The sequence below is a fragment of the Paenibacillus sp. FSL R5-0766 genome (genome assembly GCF_037971845.1).
Lineage (GTDB): Bacteria > Bacillota > Bacilli > Paenibacillales > Paenibacillaceae > Paenibacillus.
In genome coordinates this window covers 938,900-957,819 of the sequence record NZ_CP150227.1, presented here as the reverse complement: position 1 = coordinate 957,819, position 18,920 = coordinate 938,900, and the positions used below count along the sequence as shown (strand labels likewise).

Sequence of the window (18,920 nt, the reverse complement as noted above, 5' to 3'; positions counted from 1 at the left end):
CTTTAAATCGGATGACCAAATTGCTCTGCCTTTTCTGTCATTATCCTCTCTAACCTCGCTCTTAGTCCGCTCATCCACTCCGGCTCATGTGACCACTGCTCTGCAACAGATCGAAGCATACGCACATAACCGTACAAGTTGGCAAAACGGCGACAAGCGGGGAACATACTCTCCAGATCATAACGTTCTCCTGCCTCGGACCAGTAACCATTCAGGAACAATTGTTTCTTCTGCTCCCATTGTTCAGGCTCGATCTCCTCACGTAAACTATCCAGACTCTGTTCCACGTCCATCGCGTACCAGTGATACATCGAGTCATCAAAATCAATGGCATAACAAGACTGGCTATCTTCGTCATAGAAGACATTATCCAATTCAAAATCGTAGTGGATGAGTCCGAAATTTTGCTGGGTCATCGGCCAAGTCGCAAAATATGTTCGGAGAAACTCCACCTCGTTCAAAGCAGCCGTTTCACCAGGAAAACCCTTCAGGATCTCCTGCATCCAATCCAAAACCTCCGTATAGGTCCAACGTTTCTCCTTTTGCTCAGGTATGAATGATCGCGATAAATGATGCAGTTCACCCAAAGCCTCACCATAGCTGTACAGGATGGAGTCATTCAGATCAATGCTTCCTAACTGTGAACCTGGCACTCTCTTGAATACGGAAGCGTAGTACGGCCCCCATGGCGTGTAAGCTTCTACGAGTTCTTTCCCAGTGTGGGAAGGTACGGCCTCCATGGCCCCATAATAATTCATTCGAAGATAACGGAGGAACTCCAGTTCAGCGCCAAGGTTGACATGATTTTTTTCCTCTACCGGGGCAAAACGAAGCAATCTCACTTTCCCCTGATCTCTGAACGGATACACGGCATTGGAGGATATACGATAATACTTAAACATGTCCAGCGATTCGGGATCATAACTCCAATTCTTCAGGATCATCTCGGCAAGGTCGTTATTTTGAAATAAATATTTTAATTTTAACATGGGCAGTTCTCCTTTTGGATCGTTTTATGTGGAGTGCTTACAACCATCAAATCCCTATTTTTGCGCGCAAAAAGCCGCAGGCTATGCCTGCGGCTTTTTAAAATTCTGAATGTATGAGAAATTTGCACAAGCAAATAAACCTCGCATACGCCAGAAAAATTGAGCAGTTATATCCCTATATATCAGCAGATCTCAGACCGGACTGGGAAACTGGATGTTTCCACCATGCATCTGAATGGTCTGCCGGAATTATTCAGTTTATGCTTACCTTCATTGTAGTGATAGAACATACCATCTTAGACCGTCGTTTCATGACGCTCACTCCCTTCAAAAAACCAGTTGTTACCATAATAGCCGATAAGCCAAATGTAAGCAATTACAAAATGACGATACTCCCATCCTTTTTTACTGGACAACCATCACCCGTTCCACCGTCTCGGTGTTGTCCTTATACCACACCATCACGATGTCTTCTTTTTGAAGATCAGACACTGGAATGGACGAATTAGCACTTGGGCTGGAATTGCCCGAACGCGGCGTGCCCATACCTTCAGTAATAGTGACATCATCACTTATACTCAATTTCATTTCCATTCCGGTATCCTTCCATCCCCTACTTGGAGATGAGGTATCCTGCACCTCAAGTAACGCCAGCGTAACTGTGTTTCCATTCACGGAGATGACTCTACCAGTAATGTCGGCATTCATCATCCCCTGCGTCATGCCAGAACTGCCTGTTCGATCATTCATGCCCGCGGTCCCTCTTCCACCTCTCGGTGTTCTCCCATTCATGCCCAAGCCACCACCATTCGGCATACCGCCACCGTTCATGCCTTGCGCAGAACTGGTCTTGGTAATATTCTGAGCGGTTATCACATCGCAAGCCGTTAGCATAACCGAACATCCCAGCAGTAGGAGTAGCGTAACCGATGTAAAATATTTATTTTTTCGCATATGATCACCTTTTTCTCAGGGAATATCTCTCCAAGGTACCTTTACGATGGAATATGAAGTCATACGTATCACTGAAACCCATATAGGACAGCACAACCAACAACGGATATACAGGGTAGATGTATCTCGACTTAATCTCCCACAGAATATAAAATCCGATGAATCCGAGAATGACCAGGATTAAGGAGACTTCATCATACCGTTTACGACGAATTCCACCAACCAACCGGATGGAAATAAAACAGTACATCAAAAAATTCATCACATATACGATCCAGAGCAAACCTGTCCGATAAGCGGAATCCCCCTGCAACAACTCGGTTATCGCATTGGTGTAACTGTAGGAGCCTGCGATTCCGCCTCCCCTTCCTCTTCCGGCACCCATGGAACTTTCATTGCCGATTCCGTAGCGGTCCATCTGGTATGTCCCTTCGGTCCAGGTCCATATGATCTTTTTATAATACATCTGCACCAAGTCACTCGCACTTGCTTCAGACAGCTTGTTGCTGATTTCTTGTTTGAATAATGCTGCGCTCTCTGCCTTACTATAGTTGGCCTGCCTCTGGTAGATCTGATAACTCTCCATATTGTCCCAGAAGCCAAAACGCTCCAGATTAATCCCCATATTCAGCCACATATAGACCGGTGCAGCATTCTCTCCAACAGGTTCGCTCACAGCACCGGAGGATTGAAGAACCGCATTCTGAGTCCAGGTTGGTACATTAAACAACATAGCTAGCACACCGATGGAAATCACAACTTTCTTCATTCCGATGCTCCGCATATTCAGCAGGATGTAGATGATGGCAGCGATTAACACGATTACGCCAATGCTTCGGAAGTAATTGCCCAACGTGAGAAAAACGGCGGCAATAACAATTGTTTTCCAAAACTTTTCACGTACAAAACGAATAACAAAGTATAAACAAGATGTCAGAAATGCTGTAGCAACCACATCGTTATAGATCAGGTTGTTCAGGAATAAGGAAGGCAGGTACGTGGCTGCAAAGATTAACACACCGTAATCACGTTCCGTGGATCTGTCGTTCACTTGTTTGTAGATAAGATAAATCATGAACGTCGTTAATGTTGAAAACAAAATATTAAAAAGTTTGATGACCAGATAGTTGTCCGGGAACAGGTACAGCAATGTCTTCAGGTACAACACGATCGAGTAGTTAAACGGGAACATGTGCAGATAACCACCCACTTCAAACGAAGAGTAGTCTTGGTCATACAGCATGTTCATGGCGAGTGAGAGAACGGTCTGTGAATCATCGGTGGGTACTCTCGGAAATACAAAAATGATGATGATCTGAATGACCAGAGAACATAACAGCACAATCGGAATGACAATCTTTGGGCTGTATTTGTTCAGCTTCAGACATAGAGTGTATAACCCGACACCTGAACCAAGAAGCAAAAGAATGACCGGGAGAAAAACACTCCACTGCTGCATGCCCAAAATGGGATTGTCCCCATACAATGCATAGTTATACTGTGCCCGCACCAACAAGGACGAGGCAATAAACACCGCAACAAACACGAGCAAAATGAGATAAAACGACTTATGCAGCACCTTAGACATGCGAAAACTCCTTTTCGATTACAGGATTCCGTGAGTATTATAATGGCTCTGGCTGAAAAATCGCTGAAAGGGAGTAACGCTTGCGATCGGTGCGGATCAGTATGTGTATACAAACAGAAAAAGACCGTCCCTTCGATAAGGTAACGGTCTATATATCCATTTTTTGAGAAGTACAGGGCCTTAGCTAATTGTTGAAGATCACTTCTCGTCCTTAATAAACTCAATGATATCCTGGATGTCACAATCCAAAGCCTCACATATTCGATTCAGCGTATCAAACTTCACACCATCGGTTTCTTCATTATATAATTTGGCAATCCCATTTCTATGTAATCCGGTTAGTCGGGATAAATCAGCAATATTAATTCTTTTCTCACCCATAATACGAGATAAATGAACCTTGATCATACGAATTCCCCTCCAAACTAAAATGCACACTGTGATGTTGACAAGGAATGCCTTGTGACAGTATTTGAAGCAATTATGTTGATGCTTACCTTTGGTTTGCTCATCGTTGCCATTCTGTCCGATAAACGCAAATAGACCGCCCCCGTAGCAAAGGATTGCGGTCTATTTCATCGTGCCCTTATGTTACCGGAGCCCACCGCCCTTAAAAGCGGCTATTGCTCGGAGGAGTCGTGTTACCAGCACGGCTCTCTTTGCATTTTACGTCTAATCTGCTCTTATTATACCATACTCAAATCTCCGGCGTCACATGTAAACCACGCTAGATACGATACATTTCTTTATACTCATTCACATATAAAACTTCAATACAATTGGACCAGTTCAGAATCGAACCGACAAAATCCTGAATGTCCAGACCCGGCATCTCATACGTCTCCGCTGTGTTCACCGAACCTGTTGCGTCCTCAATCAAGGTTACCTTAAACCCTTCGTGTTCCGCAGTAATTGCCGTAAACAGACAACAATATTCCATGTTGAATCCAACAATAAATACATGTTCTACCTGATGCTCTTGTAGCCAAGTTCTTAGCTCCGGATTGCTGAAGGCACTTGGTTTGCTTTTCTCCATAACGGGATACTGACCCGTACCCATTATAATCTCCAGGTTTGCAGTATTCTTATAGAACAGTGAAGAGCCCTCCTGATCGTAATCTACATGTTTCATGTATATGATTGGCTCATGTTGCTGTTCAAAATCAGCGATAACCGCTTCAATTTTGCCCAACTGAACTGTGAAATCCTTCAATGATGTAATACCATACTGCACATCCAACACGATTAGTGCTTTGTTCATCTGCACTTCCCCTTCAGTAGACTAACAGGTTTTTACCATTTATTACTTCTTCTGCTTCTTCTCCGAAGCTTTTTCCACATTTTCTTTCACCCGATACTCCACAATCCGGCGGATCAGATCCTCCGGCAATGGCTGATCCAGCGGAAACTGGACAGATCCCTTAGCCCCTTTGTACTTGGAGAGTTCCTCCTTAAACGCCAGAATCCCACTGGGAGCAGGGTAAAACCCAATATGATGCTGGTATGCGGCAAAATGAACCAGATTCCCATGCTGTGCATACGTGGGCATCTTGTAACTGATCTTCTCTTCGGCGTTCGGAGCCGACTCGCGAATAATCTGTCTTAACGCCTGTAATCTCACCTGTACATCAGGTGCAAACTCCGAGATATATTCATCTACCAGCACCGAATAATGGTTACTCTCAGCCATCTTGGACTCCTTCCACCACGGATACATCAATGGATTCGTGGTACGGGCATATTTGCTTTTATTGTACTTCAAATGGACAAGCGGAACAGCTATTTTACTGCAACTGAGGGATGTATCGTTTTTGAAAGCTTAAGCCTGAAATTACAACGTCATGGCTCGACCATTGCGCATCAGATAATCTTCTTTTGCTTTGTAATCCGGCATGATGCTGCCGATCCGCCGCCAGAAGGAGCGATCATGATTCATGTGGTGAATATGACAAAGTTCATGAATGATGACATAATCCATCACTTCCAGTGGTACCATCGCCAGGCGATAATTGAACGTAAGTTTTTTGTCCCAGCTGCAACTGCCCCACTTGGTGGGAGAATCTACAATCTCTACTGACTTCGGTTTCACCTTCAACTCTTGCTGATAACGTCCGATGCGCTCCCCAATCATGCGTTTACACTCGGCAAAATAAAACTTCTTCAAATTCGCTCGCAGCTCTTCTTCTGTCAGACCCTCTACAGGGATTAAGTCATGCAGTGCATGCTCCTTGCCAAAAAGCAAAAACTTCCCCTTGCCCTCATCTTCGTATTCCTTGGCTTGAGGACCGTCGAGCGCCCGCTGCATCAGAGCGGATTTCTTCAAAATCACATCCCCGTGCTGCTCTACAAGTTGCCGGATCATGTCTTCACTGGTACCATTGGGTGCTTTGATTGTTACCATATAAGGCAAGTCCATCGTGATGGAAACTTTCTTGCGTTTGCCGTATTGGATATGACAGTTAATGCTGTGATTATTTAATTCTATAGTTAGCATAATGCGCTCCGCTTCTGAAGTTATTCAACCAAATCAAATTGTATACTATCTCCCATGATAATGCATACTGTTTGGCGATATATCTATTTGCATTGTATTTTTATACATTATTATGTATTATTATTTAATCATAAAATCGGAGGGTGGATATGACGAATACCATAGATTCAGAACACAAAACCATTGAAGAACTATCGCTTAACCACTGGCAGTCCTTGTCTACCTTACTATATGACGGTTGGGTACTGCGTTTTGCCAAAGGTTATACCAAGCGTGCCAACTCCGTTCAACCGATCCACTACTCCACGCTGGATGTGCATGAAAAGATTGAGGAATGTGAGCGCATCTATGCTTCCAATCAGTTAAGTACCATATTTAAGATCACACCGTTTATTCAGCCGGATCATCTAGACCAACTTTTGCAAGACAAAGGGTATGCTGTTGTGGATTTCACCTACCTCCAGACTCGGAGTCTGGAACATATCAAAGAGCCTGAGCACCAAGCTGTACAGATTGACGAGCAGTTAACCACAACGTGGCTGGATCACTTTTGCCGACTGAATCAGGTGAATGATCTGCAACGGGAAACGACAGAACAAATGTTACATAATATCCGCACAAAGGTAGGTTTCATCTCGCTGTTGATCGACGGGCAAGTTGTCGCCTGTGGGTTCGGTGTGATCGAGCGTGGCTACATTGGATTATATGACATCATTACAGACGCTAACTTCCGGAATCGGGGGCTTGCTGAACAGATGATCCTTCATCTCCTCCATTGGGCAAAAAAACAGGGCGCTACCTCCAGTTACCTGCAAGTGGTTGCGAATAATGCACCTGCCTTGAAGCTTTACGCCAAGCTGGGTTATTCAGAGATTTATAGCTATTGGTACAGAGTCAAAGAATCGAGTGAGTCCTGATCTGCTTCCTAAACAATAAAACACCTCACTTGTTTGGTATTCTGGAAGGGTGCTGACCCTGCCAACAAGTAAGGTGTGTAACCCTATGTTAGTCGCGAGTGTTCTGAGGCAGCCGTGACAGCAATGCTGAGTATTCAGCAATAAAAGCCTTATAGTGCGGGTCAAAGTCCAGCTTCTGATAAGCACTGGCCTTTTCAATAAAACGGCTGACATCCTTATCTGGAAAATAAACGCTTATCCCTTCTCCCTTAGGATGCTCCGGTGATCTCATGTTAAAAACAACCGCTTTTTGAATTGTTTTTTTGACGCGGTCCGCCTCGGTCTCAGCTTTCATTCTTTTCCCGATCAAGGTAAACAAATCAGCAAGATCCACCAAATCGGCTTCGTCCGCATAATCCTCGGCTTGATCCCGTGCTTGTCTCAAATGACTTATTCCCTTTGTCATAGCTTGGGGCTTTAACAATCTTTTGCCAAATGACTCGACTGCCTTCATAACCTCTTCCATCCGATCCAGTCGAATGATCGATTGCTGAAGGTCCTCCTCTTCGCCGTTTTCCTTCGACTGTTCCAGATATCCTTGAGCAATCGTTCTGCCCAACTCAAGGGTGGAAATCCCGGGCTTGTCTTGAACTGCCTTCAGCATTTTTGTATAATCCCACCCATTCTGATTCGTGTAATCGACAGAGGCAAGCATATATTCCCCATAGTTCCTAAGTGCATAGGCCACCTCCACACTTGCCATTTTGCAATTATCGAAGCCAATGAGTTCAAATTTAATTCCCGTTTCGTTATAGGCGCGTCCAATTCCTTTTTGAAGCTCGGTCAAGCTCATTTTTTTATTTCCATAGTGCTCGTCGCCGCCGTATCCATCGATCGGTCCAAGACCGTGCCCCCAGAACATAAGCACATGCTTCCGAGCTGGATATTCACGGGTCCCCCAGCGAATGAAATCTGTAAGGGAATCGGATGTATCCATATTTTGCGAGCCTGCGTTATCCAGAAGGGCCAACCTCCCCTTTTCCACACGCCATCGTTGATTCAGACCGGACTCAATGGACGAATGCTCCCAGCTTCGGGCCCCTCCTGTCTGAACAACAACATTTACATTGCCGGAAGAGCCGACACTCATCATTTCCTTCAAGTCATCGCTTGCCATATGAAAATCACTTTCCATATCAGAACCAATCATATAGATGAGAAAGGTGTAATCGGCCTGCCGATCGGATGCTTTTAGTTCAGATATAGGAAGAAACGAGACAAGCAGAATGAACACAAGCAGCCGTATTATTCTTTTCATTGCCATCCCTCCTTGTTTCCGCTCTACACTTTAATATTAGCGATATGCCATAAAGAAAAATAACCGTCTTCATCGGGAGCTTCGTTCTCCAGTACAAAACCAGTAGACTGGAAACACTTCAAACAAGCAGCGTTGTCGGCTTCAATTCCAGCGTACCATTTATGGATCGTTTCCAGTTTGGGAAGCTGCATAGCTTTTCCAATCACTGCTCTGCCGCAGCCCCTGCCTCGAACCGACGGATCGACAACGATGGCAATACTTCCCGTATTCTGCTCCTCCTGCTCAATCATACTTACACCTACGGCTTTACCCTGCGAGAACGCTACCCACACGTCATAACCAGGATGCTGCTGCACGTGCTGATGCCACTCGTCTAAAGGAAGCATTCCCTCCAAGCGCCGATGAACCTCTGCATCCTTAAACCACTCCTCCAGCATCGCCAGATCTCTTACCATAAACGGTCGCATATTGTCAATCACGCTCATTTCATCTCACCTCTTTATCTATATTTTTGAGCCTGCATATTGTACAGTTCGGCATACCCTGCCCCATTTTCCAATAATTGGTCGTGGGTTCCCGTCTCCATGATTCTGCCCTGTTCCATATAGACTACATAATCTGCGTGTCGTGCAGTGCTTAACCGATGCGAGACGATGACCACCGTCTTGTTTTTCATTAAATCCCGCATTCGCTGGAACACGTCTTCCTCCATGAACACATCAAGCGCAGAGGAAGGTTCGTCCATAATCAGTAATCCGGCAATATCCTTTCTCATAAAAGCACGGGATAATGCAATCCGCTGCCATTCTCCTCCTGAAAGGCTTCTGCCTCCGAATAGCCTGCCTAGCTGTGTATCATATTTTTGCCCCAGCTTGTGGAGATATTCGTCTACTCCGCCCAGCTTGGCAGCTCTTTCGATTATCCTTTGCTCGTTAACAGCCGCAAGATTACCTAGTCCAATATTGTCCCGAAGATTCATTTCATAGCGCACAAAATCCTGGAATACGGCTGTAGCCTGTGTCCGATAGGCAGCGATATCATACTCGCCCAGCGGAATACCGTTGTAAAACACCACTCCTTCATTAGGATCAAAGAAGCGCAGGAGCAGTTTGACAAGCGTGCTTTTGCCTGACCCGTTTTCACCGACCAACACGGTCACTTTTCCAGCAGGGATGATAAGCTCTGGGATATCCAGCACAACTTTGGTTTCATCATACCGGAAATGGACCCCTTCCAGCCGGAAGCCCTCTTTGACGGACACCGCCGGAGGGCATGGGCCTGACTTCATTTCATTCTCGCTATAGAGAAAAGAACGAATCTTCTCCAGATGTCTGGCTTCCCTGGGACCGATCGCAAAAGCTGCAAACAATTCATTCATTCCCTCATTCAACTGTATAGTGGCACCAATAAATAAAAAGATGTCCCCTGCTGTGAAGTGACCGGAAAGCGCATGTCCAACTAGATAAATAATGATGAGACCGGCGGCCAGCGACTGGAGCACAGACCACAATAATTGATGGAGAGCCAGTTTCCGTTGGTCGGCTGAAAGTGTAAGCAGAAGCTCTCGTGATGTGTTCAGATATCTCTCTTTAAAAAAAGGAACAAGACCAAATACCTTCAGCTCTCCGGCTGTTTCAGGCCTGAGCGGCGTACCAGCGTAATACTCAGCACGCCGCCTTAATTCCTGGACCTCCTCGCGTCCTTCAAAGGTAACGTTGTTGAGCTTCGCTTCCCAGTACAGCTTGGGAACGACCAATGCCAGCAAGACAATCGGGGCCCAGGGAGCGATCGTTCCAATCATTATACTCCCGGCTGCAATCACGACCACTCCTCCGATGGTCTGAGAAATAATCGTTAACCACATTGTAACGAAGTATTCGTTATATTGAATAACCCGAGTTTTTGTATGGAAACCTGCCTTTTCAAAAGGAGCAATATCCGGAATCGACATTGCTTTGCTGATCAACAACTCATCAATATGTGCTTGAAGTTTGGCAGTCAACAGGCGTTTGTGCATCTCTGATACGGGTTGGAGGGCATCCACAGCTAATGTTAGCCCAATATACAACAGCACCATCCAAGCTAGCGCATCCCATGATGCAAGGACAAACGGATGCTCAGCCAATCTGTCAATGATCTGGGCACTCAGCCACACAAGCAGCGGACCAAGCAATGCCTCAAGCATTTTAATGGCAAAAACGGTACACACTTTTACTGGTGAGCATGTCCATAGCAAGGACAGTCCAAACAAAACGGAGGAGGCCATCTGTCGTCGCCTGGCTGTGATTCGTTGCAATGCTATCACTGGATATGCTCCTCCCCTTGAAAAGATTTTCCCTGCAAACGGAACATGGTTGCATACTCCCCATTTTTGCACATTAAGGCCTCATGGCTACCTTCTTCCACGATACAACCATTTTTCAGGACAAGTATTCGATCTGCTAGTTTAACCGTGCTGAACCGATGAGAGATCATGATCACCGTTTTACCTTTTGTCATTTTTTGAAACTGATTGAAAATCTCATATTCAGCCCGGATGTCAAGAGACGCAGCCGGTTCATCCAGAATGACCAGACCTGCTTGACGAACCATCGCTCTGGCTAACGCCACGCGTTGCCATTGTCCACCCGAGAAATCAGTACCTCCCCATTCGGGGCCCAAGAGGGTTTCGATTCCATGAGGCAGCGCCGAAACGATCTGGTCCAGCCTTGAATCTTGAAGTACTTGATTCATCTCCCTGTCGCTCAGTTTAGCGTTCATGCTGCCTATCATAATGTTCTCGCGCAGGGATAACTCGTATTTTCCGAATTCCTGAAAAACAACCGAGATATGCTCTCTCAGCTCCCTGACATCAAACGAGCGAATATCCACACCGTTGATTTTAATCTCGCCTTCGCAAAACTCATAGAAGCGGCACAACAGCTTGACAAGTGTTGTTTTACCCGACCCATTGGCGCCAACAATCGCGATGCGCTCCCCGGGCGATATGCTGAAACTGATATGGTCAAGAACCCAGGGGGAACGTTTATCTTCACTCTCATTAACATCCTCAGCATAGTCGTGGACTTCGTCCTCGTTTTCGTCATCAATTTCCTCACTGTCCAGGTCCAGGTCGAAATCATCAGCTGCTTCCTCGGAAGCAGCACTCTCCTGATCCTGATATGGATACTTGAAGCTTACTCCCTTGAATTCTATAGATAGGGGGCCAGCATTCACTGGAACGGGATGTGAAGGCATCCGGATATCTTCCTCTGCATTCATAAATAAGACGAAATCATTTCCCATTCTCCAGATATCAATCGTGTCTGCCCCTTCCTTGGCAATCTCTCTTAAGGAAACAGACAATTGAAACACAGCCCCTAAATACAGAGCAATATCCCCCAGCGAAATCGAGCCCGATCCAGATTGACTTACTACCCAAAAGTATGCTCCTCCTGCCACCATACCCGAAAAAAGACCGGTGAAAACCGTTCCTTTGGCGCTTTTGGCCTGGATCATTCGAAACTGTTCATACAGCCGAGCAAACGTGTGTTGATAGATGTTATGGAAATGGCTGCCCAAACCAAACAGGCGAATTTCCTTGGCGGCACGTCGACTAATCATTAGGCTTCGAGTATAATCCAATCTTCTTCTTGTAACTGCATATTCTTTGGCATACTGCCATTCCATCTCGTTGTAACGGTTCTGCATAAATGCAAAAGGAGCTGTTGACAGCACCAGAATAATGGACAGCATCGGAGAGAGCACGGCAATCAGCATAATAATACCAATCGTCGAAAAAATAGATGTGCACAAATTCGCGCTGAAATTCAGGAGCTGTGCTGGTAGCCAATTGGAGCGATCCCGCAAGGCTTCCAGCCGGTTTCGGTGTTCCTCCTCTTCAAAAAAGCGCATGCCGGGAATACGTTCAAAAGCATCCAGCAAAACGCTATTCACAGTAATGATAGATCGCTCCGATAGCAGCATTTTAAGCCAGGTTTGCGCGGCGTTCACGAGGCTGAGCAAAACCAGGCTACAAGCATAGACAATAGCCCACTGCGCCGCGTATGATTCTGAAGCGTTTGGCGCAATTCCATCGATAATTTGTTTAGAAGCATAGAGCTGAAGTGCTGGAACAGCCCCCTCAATGAATATGAACAATACGATAAGCACGGTTAATACCGGACCGGATTTCCACAACATTCGCACGAGTAAATGGGTTGTTTGCCATGTTCGTTCTGCTCTGCTGCACCGTCCTTCATAATCAGCCATGTGTTTCTCCATTCGTCTGCACCTTTATGATTGAAATGGCCCTGAATCAGGCATGAAAATACATAGGTTTCTTCTCATTCAGATTAACCTCCTCGATATCTCCGAGCAGCCTTGCCGGAGCCGGCCTGGAGCGGTTGAGCACATGTTCTTTGCCCCGGCTCATCTCCTGTAGCCAAATCTCCAAGTCGATAACAGAGCGCATATATTGGTAACCCATGCCCAGATCATTATTCGGGTCCTCCGAACGGATTGCCATGGCGACCAAGTGTTTCCACCACGTTTTCTGGTCAATAATCCCCAGTTCCGTAACAAGCACACGCTGTCCGCTCGCGAACAATTGCAAAATATGCTTGCGATCGTTCAAAAAGCTTTTTCTGGCCATATGGGCATAGGTTGTTTTGGACGACCTGTTATAGACATACGAAGGCAAGATATCTGTGAATGCTTTTCGAAGCAGCAGCTTGGAACCAGCATAGCTGTCTTGCTCCCCCTTCAAGAGATCATAATGTTGCTCCGGCGGAACCGAGAATGAAAATTCGATCATGCGACGGTCCAGAAACGGATGATATGCAGGCAAGGTAACACTTACAGAGTCCATGTATCTTGCACGTGGCCACAGAAAGTCATAATGATAACGCTTTCCCCAGTAATTTAGTGGCCTGCTTTTTCGGTATCGATGAACCTCCCCCGCATTCATCTGCCGTTCTCTCAAGAGATGTTCGTTTGTAAAAAATTCTGGCAAGTCGTACTCCGTATCCGACCATAACAGCTTATAGTACAATTTTTCTCCAATATAAGGAATGAATGGCGCCAAACCATATTGGAAACCCCTTTTCAGCATGGGGCCCGCTCGATTGCCAGTCCATTTTCGGAGCTGACGAATGCCTTCCCGATAGCGCTTTTGCCGAAAATAGGAATCAATGACAGCAGCCTCACCGCTATATATGAAGTCTCCGCCTTCACCCGTCAAAACGGCAGCAGTTCCAAATTGCCGAGCAAGCACTGTAAATGTTTCGTTCACAAGTGAATTGGCTCGGGGATCTGGACCATCCACGAACCATAGCGGGTCCCTGCCAATTTCGGCATTTGGTATTCTCGCCGTGGCGTCTGCATGAATGATCAGGCCGGGAATGCGCAGATCCTTCATCATTTTTTTGACGAGATCCTTATCATGGCTTGGCATCATATCCGGCTCGGCAAAAGAGATGTTGACAGCCAGAACCTGCTCTCGGTTCCCGCTGGCAATGGCGGCTGCTACAACCGCAGCCGAGTCGAGTCCTCCGCTCAGTTCAACAATTCGTTTGCTACCATTAAAACGTTCCGAGGTCACCTGCTTCAGCAATTGACGAAATTGAGGGGCAGCATCCTCCGTGAGCTGTGGCCTGCTTGTCAGTTCCCGCATTCCCCAGTAGCTTTGCACTTTCACCTGATGATTGTTCCACCAGGCAATGGAGGCCGTGGGCAGCTTGCGAATGCCTTTAAAAAAAGTGCGCTCCTCCAGTCCGTTCTCCCCCACCGCAAAGCCTGAAGTCGGATACATTCGGCACACGTCTTCATCAACCTCAAAAGGAATATCCTGAAGCAGCAAAAGCACACGTAGGTCGTTGGCAACAAACCATTCATTTCTTGGACTTATCCAATAATAAACAGGTCGGGTTGCATAGCTGTCCGTAGCAACAATCAAGCTGCTTCGTTTCTGGTCCCAGTACACCAGTGTAAATTCCCCTTGAGACTTGCATAGTTGATATTCAGGTTTCTCTTGAAGCAAACGGTAAGCTTGCTCCTGCTGATGAAATGAAAGGGACGGGAAATCGTCGGCATGGGCTTGCAACTCACCGCTTGCCCAGCCATCCAGAATGATGGGAAAATCAAGACGGACATCCGTGAAGGAACTGGAAACCTGCGGTCCGTAACCATAGGAGAGCGTTGCTAAATGGAACGTGTCGTCCGTATATACATCCACACCGGTAACCCTTGCCCACCTTTTAATTGAATCCATCCACTCTAACCAAATATTTCGATTTTGGCCCTGCATAGCAATCCATATCTTCATCCCAGAGATAGCACCCACCTCTCGGCATATTCGCTCATATTATATGTTTTCAACACCTTCAAATCATTTCCTTTATGATTGGGGTCAATAGTCCGACCGTCTTCCAAACGCACCCATGCATGAGAAAACAATTTTTCATCTATCTTTTTCACACCGATCAACAAGTCACTCTCATAGCCGGCACTAAACAAAATGGCCTGAACTGTCATAGCTATGGAAACACACGAGGTGATGAGATGATCATTTTCATCCATTTCATACATCATCTGACCAAGTCTGCACAATTCGGCCGTCTCGATCCGATTCGCTTCCCTTCGTCCTGCGCTTACATGAAGCGGATACATATGTATTGCAATTTTTTCATAAGCATCTACAAAATCCGTCTCCAGCAGTAACAGGCGGACAAAAGCATGGACCGTGGTAAAATAAACCTTGTTATGGACAGGGATCGACTTGCTCATGAGGCATCGACCTTGACCAGATTTTTAGCCCAAAGTTCCTGAATAGCGTTTTGCAGAATATCGGTTAATTCAGCCTCGGATTGATCAAATTCACTTTTCCATTTACTCAGAATTTGGTCGAATTCCCTTGTCCCAGTCTCCAGTTCCAGCCACAGCTCCATCAACGCGCCTTCAAGTCCAAAATATTCGCCGTTATTGATATCCAGCACGATACATTCCTCGCTTAATGACGTCGTGGCGGTTTCCTCGCTTCGGGCAATTTTCATGCCTGCTACCCCTCTCTGCAAGGTAATATATAGTATATGGAAATGAGTAGAGAGAGCCGAAAGGCCCTCTCTGGTGAACATATAATGCCTTTGAAATTAACCACGTTTTACTCCACGGCCGTTTTTACCATCTCCCGGCTTACTTTTCTTGGAGAGAGTTACTGTCAGGAATGCACCATAACTCTTCAAAGGAGCCACTTGAACTTTACGCATATATTTCACCACCTCTCAACTTGAAATATATTACATTTTTAATATATCATAGAAATAATGGGTTTTAACCGCAATCAATCCCCAAAACCCGCCAAGATTCCACAAATCCGCTTGTTACGGTTATTTTGTGGTCCGAAAGAAAATAATACATACGAGGTGTATATCATGCTGAACGTAATTCTGGTAGACGATCATAAAGCATTCACCTGTGGAATGAAGCTCATTTTGGAACAAAACAACATGAAGGTAACCGTACTTCATTCAGCCCTTGAAACGCTAGACTTCATAAAAGAACAGGCCAATGCGATAGACCTTTACCTGTATGACTTGTCTATGCCGGACCTTAACGGAATTGAACTGGCAACCAAAACACTGGAGATCATTCCTGATGCAAGAATCATGCTTTTCTATTCCCAGGAGGATATGATTCAGCTGTTTCAAATGTCGGTACAGGCAGGCATTCGCGGATTTATCGACAAGTCTTTTTCAGCTCAGCAGGTGCTCACAAGCATTTCCATGTGCATGGAAGAGGCGGTTATCTTTTCCCTGGATTTCCTTAAAGCGATTTTCACTCCGACAGCTTCCTTTAATGCTCCTGAAACTGTGCTGACAGAGTTCGAAATAAAATTGCTACAACAGGTGGCAAAAGGTGAAACCAATAAACAAATCGCGGAGTCTCTTTTCATGTCTACTCGAAATGTCGAATATCACTTGGGACGTGTTTATAAAAAACTGAGGGTTAGCTCCAGAACATATGCTGTGCACAAATGCAAGATTCTTAACTTGATATAAATGCAAAAGTGAAGGTGTCTCATAAGCATATCGGTGAAGAGTAATAACACCGATACGTTCAAAAGGGACGAAGCAGATGCCGCTGCTTCGTCCCTTCTCATGAATGCTGTATATCAAACAAGTGACCGCTTTACCTTTTCTACAATGGCAGCTTCACCAGAACCTCATATTTCATACCGGCTTGTATATTCTTGATGATGTCGCCTTCAATGCGTTGGCCGTCAACATGCACTTCAATCGTCTGGACAGTTGCATCCTTTTTCATGTTTACATTCAGCTCAGCCCCGCGGAACAACCGCGTAACTGATGCCTCGTTCCAATCTTCTGGTAACTGCGGACGCACTTGAAGTCCTTGTGCATGACCTTGTAGTCCAAACAATCCGTCGATCAGACAACGATACACCCAAGGCACCGTGCCCGTGTTGAACAGATGACTGGAGCGCCCAGCTGTACGTGGGAATTGACGATAAGCTCCGCGATAATAATTCGGGATAAATACAGGTAATTGCCCCCGCTGGAGAATATCCTCGGCATCAGGGCCCGGAATCATTTTACGCAGCAGACGATACGCCTTCTCCTTCTCGCCCACCAGGTACAACGCATAAATATAGAACGCCGCCGCGTGATTGTACACTGCACCGTTCTCCGCACTTCCCGGATGTTTCTGCGTAACACGGCCTACATCTTCCCGCATCGCTGTGAAAGACGGCGCGAGCTTTTCGACACCATACGGCGTCTCCAATTGCTCCTCTACGGCACGGATTAACTTCTCCTTTTTCTCCTGATCCGCAGCACCGCTCATAAGTGCCCAACTCTGAGGATTGATGTAGATGCGTCCTTCCACGTCTTTGCTTACCCCAAACACGACGTTATCATCCGTAATTCCGCGCGCATACCAGTCCCCATCCCACAGATACTCATTGGCTATCGCATTGGTCTGATTGGCTTCCAGACGGAATTCCGCTGCAACCTCGACATGCCCTGCCTGTTCACTAATATCTGCCCACACATTGAACGCATATGCCGTCGCAATGGTCAGCCAGCCGGATACGCCTTTGCCTTTGTATCCCACCATGTTCATCGGATCACACCAGTCACCCTGATTGATATAGTTCAACCCACGCGCATCGCGCTCATGGATCAACCAGCGCATTGCAAGATTCATATGCTCCAGTACGGAAACCTTTTGTTCACTGTCTGTAAAAGCAACCTGCTCCTCCAAAATGCTATAGTCATTCGTCTCATCCAGATAGGTCTTCATACAGACAGGGAGCCAGATACAATGATCAGTATGAGGAACCTGGTTAATATATTTCAATTCTGCGTCCGGGTGCAAAATAATTCCGTCTGGCATCGCGCCGCTTATATGCTGTTGAGACAAAGCGGTTAAGAACGCAGCTCGTGCAATCTGCGGCTGAATGTAACTCATGCCCATGTTGTCCTGCAAATAATTCCGCGTCTGCGGATCGGTTGTCAGACGATTGGTTTTGCCATGATAGTACATCTGGCGAGGCAGCCAGTGATTTACGACATTATCTAACCAGCTGTCCGGTGTCTCGATCTGGATGTTTCCTTGCCCTTCCGCAATATACTCAGCATACTCCTGCTCTGCTGCGGTGAAACCATCCTGTCCATCCTTATTCTGTTTCACAAAATAATGCTGACGGATGCCTTCAATCTCTGTCTCATCATGAGCCGGGCCAAAAATAAATCGATATGCCTGCTCCGCTCCCGCTTCCAGTTCGACTCTATATTGCAATACAGCCACAGGTGTCTCATACCGCGAATCTCCACCTGCGAGTGTCTCCGACTGAAGGGCCGAAGGATTATGTAGACCGCCTTCGCCTTCAAAGCTCTCATGATTCACTTCCCACGCGGTCGGCTGGTGATCTGCAAGCAGATAGGTTTTGTCGCTGTAATTTTTAATTTTGCTATAATCCTGATACTTCTGATACGGCGTAACCGCCGAGCAGACAATGCCCTGCAAATCTTCCACATATGAACCGGATTGGTTCATCCAGGACATATAGCCAACCGTATAATACGGGTAGATACTAAGCTTGCGTTTTCTCGAAGACAGATTGGTTACCTTCACACGCCATAGCTCCATGACATCTTCCTTCGGCAGGCGCAGGGACATCTCGATGCAAATGTCGTCTTGGACGACTTTCCAATGAATATCGTGTTTGCCTACGGAGTACGTATAGCTATCCGCTTGCTTGCGAACCGGTTCATACGGGGCTGAGAAAATTTCGCCACTTATTTCATCTTTAATGTAGACAAACCGTCCCGGATGGTGGGCATAGTATGGCTGCTCCGGTTGCATAAACGTCTTGGCTTCCAGGTTGGGCGCATACGAGTATTTGGCAGGTTCGGGCTGCATGAATTGGGCCACCGCGTACCCCCGGCAATTCACATGAATCATCATCTTTTCATTCCAAAGGAATCCGGATGCCTTCGGTAAACTTGTCGGGCTTGTTAGTTCAACATATTGATTATCTTCCGTTGCTTTAATCATCACTGAACCTCACTTTCAGATAATGGAGTCAAAAGACAGAAAACGTTTTAGGTAACTTGTATACAACTTTGTCCATTATAACACGGGAACGCTTACAAAGAACTGAAAACTAAAAAAGAGCTGAGAA

17 protein-coding genes are annotated in these 18,920 nt (G+C 46.1%); 2 read left to right on the top strand and 15 right to left on the bottom strand.

The annotated features are described in order from the left end of the window. Positions 1–2: 2 nt before the first annotated feature. The 7 genes from MKY66_RS04380 to MKY66_RS04350 all read right to left on the bottom strand — a co-directional run bounded on the left by MKY66_RS04380 (position 3) and on the right by MKY66_RS04350 (position 6,025). The gene (locus MKY66_RS04380; protein ID WP_076214915.1) at positions 3–989 is read right to left on the bottom strand and encodes a phosphotransferase; all 987 of its coding nucleotides are present in this window, start codon (positions 987–989) and stop codon (positions 3–5) included. A gap of 405 nt (positions 990–1,394) precedes the next feature. Then, complete coding sequence (locus MKY66_RS04375) at positions 1,395–1,943, bottom strand: hypothetical protein (RefSeq protein ID WP_143760375.1); 549 nt, start codon at positions 1,941–1,943, stop codon at positions 1,395–1,397. Positions 1,944–1,947: 4 nt separating this feature from the next. Beyond that, positions 1,948–3,531: a glycosyltransferase family 39 protein gene (locus MKY66_RS04370; protein WP_076214920.1), complete on the bottom strand. Its 1,584-nt coding sequence runs from the start codon at positions 3,529–3,531 to the stop codon at positions 1,948–1,950. A 198-nt stretch (positions 3,532–3,729) separates the two neighbouring features. Next, the gene (locus MKY66_RS04365; protein ID WP_036605982.1) at positions 3,730–3,939 is read right to left on the bottom strand and encodes a helix-turn-helix transcriptional regulator; all 210 of its coding nucleotides are present in this window, start codon (positions 3,937–3,939) and stop codon (positions 3,730–3,732) included. Positions 3,940–4,258: 319 nt separating this feature from the next. Then, a complete protein-coding gene (locus tag MKY66_RS04360; protein WP_076214922.1) occupies positions 4,259–4,792 on the bottom strand; it encodes an isochorismatase family protein in 534 nt (177 codons plus the stop codon). 42 nt (positions 4,793–4,834) lie between these two features. After that, a complete protein-coding gene (locus MKY66_RS04355) occupies positions 4,835–5,221 on the bottom strand; it encodes a DUF1801 domain-containing protein (protein WP_076214925.1) in 387 nt (128 codons plus the stop codon). Positions 5,222–5,362: 141 nt separating this feature from the next. Further along, a complete protein-coding gene (locus tag MKY66_RS04350; RefSeq protein WP_076214927.1) occupies positions 5,363–6,025 on the bottom strand; it encodes a SprT family zinc-dependent metalloprotease in 663 nt (220 codons plus the stop codon). A gap of 149 nt (positions 6,026–6,174) precedes the next feature. On the opposite strand from MKY66_RS04350, the gene MKY66_RS04345 reads away from it, so the two are divergent. Further along, positions 6,175–6,942: a GNAT family N-acetyltransferase gene (locus MKY66_RS04345; protein ID WP_076214929.1), complete on the top strand. Its 768-nt coding sequence runs from the start codon at positions 6,175–6,177 to the stop codon at positions 6,940–6,942. Between the two features lie 88 nt (positions 6,943–7,030). Here the strand turns inward: MKY66_RS04345 and MKY66_RS04340 are convergent, their stop codons facing one another. Genes MKY66_RS04340 through MKY66_RS04310 form a run of 7 tightly spaced genes read right to left on the bottom strand, consistent with a single transcriptional unit; the run spans position 7,031 to position 15,270 of the window. Next, entirely contained in the window at positions 7,031–8,239 is a 1,209-nt protein-coding gene (locus tag MKY66_RS04340; RefSeq protein WP_256704310.1) for a clostripain-related cysteine peptidase, read from the bottom strand. A 23-nt stretch (positions 8,240–8,262) separates the two neighbouring features. After that, positions 8,263–8,724 carry a GNAT family N-acetyltransferase gene (locus MKY66_RS04335; RefSeq protein WP_076214931.1) on the bottom strand — a complete coding sequence of 154 codons (462 nt, stop codon included), beginning with the start codon at positions 8,722–8,724 and terminating at the stop codon, positions 8,263–8,265. Positions 8,725–8,738: 14 nt separating this feature from the next. Beyond that, positions 8,739–10,544: an ABC transporter ATP-binding protein gene (locus MKY66_RS04330; protein WP_256704311.1), complete on the bottom strand. Its 1,806-nt coding sequence runs from the start codon at positions 10,542–10,544 to the stop codon at positions 8,739–8,741. Beyond that, positions 10,541–12,490 carry an ABC transporter ATP-binding protein gene (locus MKY66_RS04325; protein WP_076214934.1) on the bottom strand — a complete coding sequence of 650 codons (1,950 nt, stop codon included), beginning with the start codon at positions 12,488–12,490 and terminating at the stop codon, positions 10,541–10,543. The genes MKY66_RS04330 and MKY66_RS04325 overlap by 4 nt, the downstream gene beginning before the upstream one ends. Positions 12,491–12,536: 46 nt before the next feature. Beyond that, positions 12,537–14,543 (bottom strand): asparagine synthetase B family protein, encoded by a 2,007-nt coding sequence (locus tag MKY66_RS04320; RefSeq protein ID WP_076214937.1) that lies wholly within the window; start codon positions 14,541–14,543, stop codon positions 12,537–12,539. Further along, positions 14,540–15,004 (bottom strand): lasso peptide biosynthesis B2 protein, encoded by a 465-nt coding sequence (locus tag MKY66_RS04315; protein WP_076214939.1) that lies wholly within the window; start codon positions 15,002–15,004, stop codon positions 14,540–14,542. Before MKY66_RS04315 ends, MKY66_RS04320 begins: the two co-directional genes overlap by 4 nt. Next, on the bottom strand, positions 15,001–15,270 hold the full coding sequence (locus tag MKY66_RS04310; protein WP_076214942.1) for a PqqD family peptide modification chaperone: 270 nt from the start codon (positions 15,268–15,270) through the stop codon (positions 15,001–15,003). The genes MKY66_RS04315 and MKY66_RS04310 overlap by 4 nt, the downstream gene beginning before the upstream one ends. 378 nt (positions 15,271–15,648) lie before the next feature. On the opposite strand from MKY66_RS04310, the gene MKY66_RS04305 reads away from it, so the two are divergent. After that, on the top strand, positions 15,649–16,275 hold the full coding sequence (locus MKY66_RS04305) for a response regulator transcription factor (protein ID WP_076214944.1): 627 nt from the start codon (positions 15,649–15,651) through the stop codon (positions 16,273–16,275). Positions 16,276–16,414: 139 nt separating this feature from the next. On the opposite strand, the gene MKY66_RS04300 is transcribed toward MKY66_RS04305, so the two are convergent. Then, positions 16,415–18,793 carry a glycosyl hydrolase family 65 protein gene (locus MKY66_RS04300; RefSeq protein ID WP_076214947.1) on the bottom strand — a complete coding sequence of 793 codons (2,379 nt, stop codon included), beginning with the start codon at positions 18,791–18,793 and terminating at the stop codon, positions 16,415–16,417. Positions 18,794–18,920 lie beyond the last annotated feature (127 nt).

What these genes read in the sequence shown, in the direction of transcription:
- MKY66_RS04380 (WP_076214915.1), bottom strand. Translation starts at nt 989, where the DNA reads ATGTTAAAATTAAAATATTTATTTCAAAATAACGACCTTGCCGAGATG.
- MKY66_RS04375 (WP_143760375.1), bottom strand. Translation starts at nt 1,943, where the DNA reads ATGCGAAAAAATAAATATTTTACATCGGTTACGCTACTCCTACTGCTG.
- MKY66_RS04370 (WP_076214920.1), bottom strand. Translation starts at nt 3,531, where the DNA reads ATGTCTAAGGTGCTGCATAAGTCGTTTTATCTCATTTTGCTCGTGTTT.
- MKY66_RS04365 (WP_036605982.1), bottom strand. Translation starts at nt 3,939, where the DNA reads ATGATCAAGGTTCATTTATCTCGTATTATGGGTGAGAAAAGAATTAAT.
- MKY66_RS04360 (WP_076214922.1), bottom strand. Translation starts at nt 4,792, where the DNA reads ATGAACAAAGCACTAATCGTGTTGGATGTGCAGTATGGTATTACATCA.
- MKY66_RS04355 (WP_076214925.1), bottom strand. Translation starts at nt 5,221, where the DNA reads ATGGCTGAGAGTAACCATTATTCGGTGCTGGTAGATGAATATATCTCG.
- MKY66_RS04350 (WP_076214927.1), bottom strand. Translation starts at nt 6,025, where the DNA reads ATGCTAACTATAGAATTAAATAATCACAGCATTAACTGTCATATCCAA.
- MKY66_RS04345 (WP_076214929.1), top strand. Translation starts at nt 6,175, where the DNA reads ATGACGAATACCATAGATTCAGAACACAAAACCATTGAAGAACTATCG.
- MKY66_RS04340 (WP_256704310.1), bottom strand. Translation starts at nt 8,239, where the DNA reads ATGAAAAGAATAATACGGCTGCTTGTGTTCATTCTGCTTGTCTCGTTT.
- MKY66_RS04335 (WP_076214931.1), bottom strand. Translation starts at nt 8,724, where the DNA reads ATGAGCGTGATTGACAATATGCGACCGTTTATGGTAAGAGATCTGGCG.
- MKY66_RS04325 (WP_076214934.1), bottom strand. Translation starts at nt 12,490, where the DNA reads ATGGCTGATTATGAAGGACGGTGCAGCAGAGCAGAACGAACATGGCAA.
- MKY66_RS04320 (WP_076214937.1), bottom strand. Translation starts at nt 14,543, where the DNA reads ATGAAGATATGGATTGCTATGCAGGGCCAAAATCGAAATATTTGGTTA.
- MKY66_RS04315 (WP_076214939.1), bottom strand. Translation starts at nt 15,004, where the DNA reads ATGAGCAAGTCGATCCCTGTCCATAACAAGGTTTATTTTACCACGGTC.
- MKY66_RS04310 (WP_076214942.1), bottom strand. Translation starts at nt 15,270, where the DNA reads ATGAAAATTGCCCGAAGCGAGGAAACCGCCACGACGTCATTAAGCGAG.
- MKY66_RS04305 (WP_076214944.1), top strand. Translation starts at nt 15,649, where the DNA reads ATGCTGAACGTAATTCTGGTAGACGATCATAAAGCATTCACCTGTGGA.
- MKY66_RS04300 (WP_076214947.1), bottom strand. Translation starts at nt 18,793, where the DNA reads ATGATTAAAGCAACGGAAGATAATCAATATGTTGAACTAACAAGCCCG.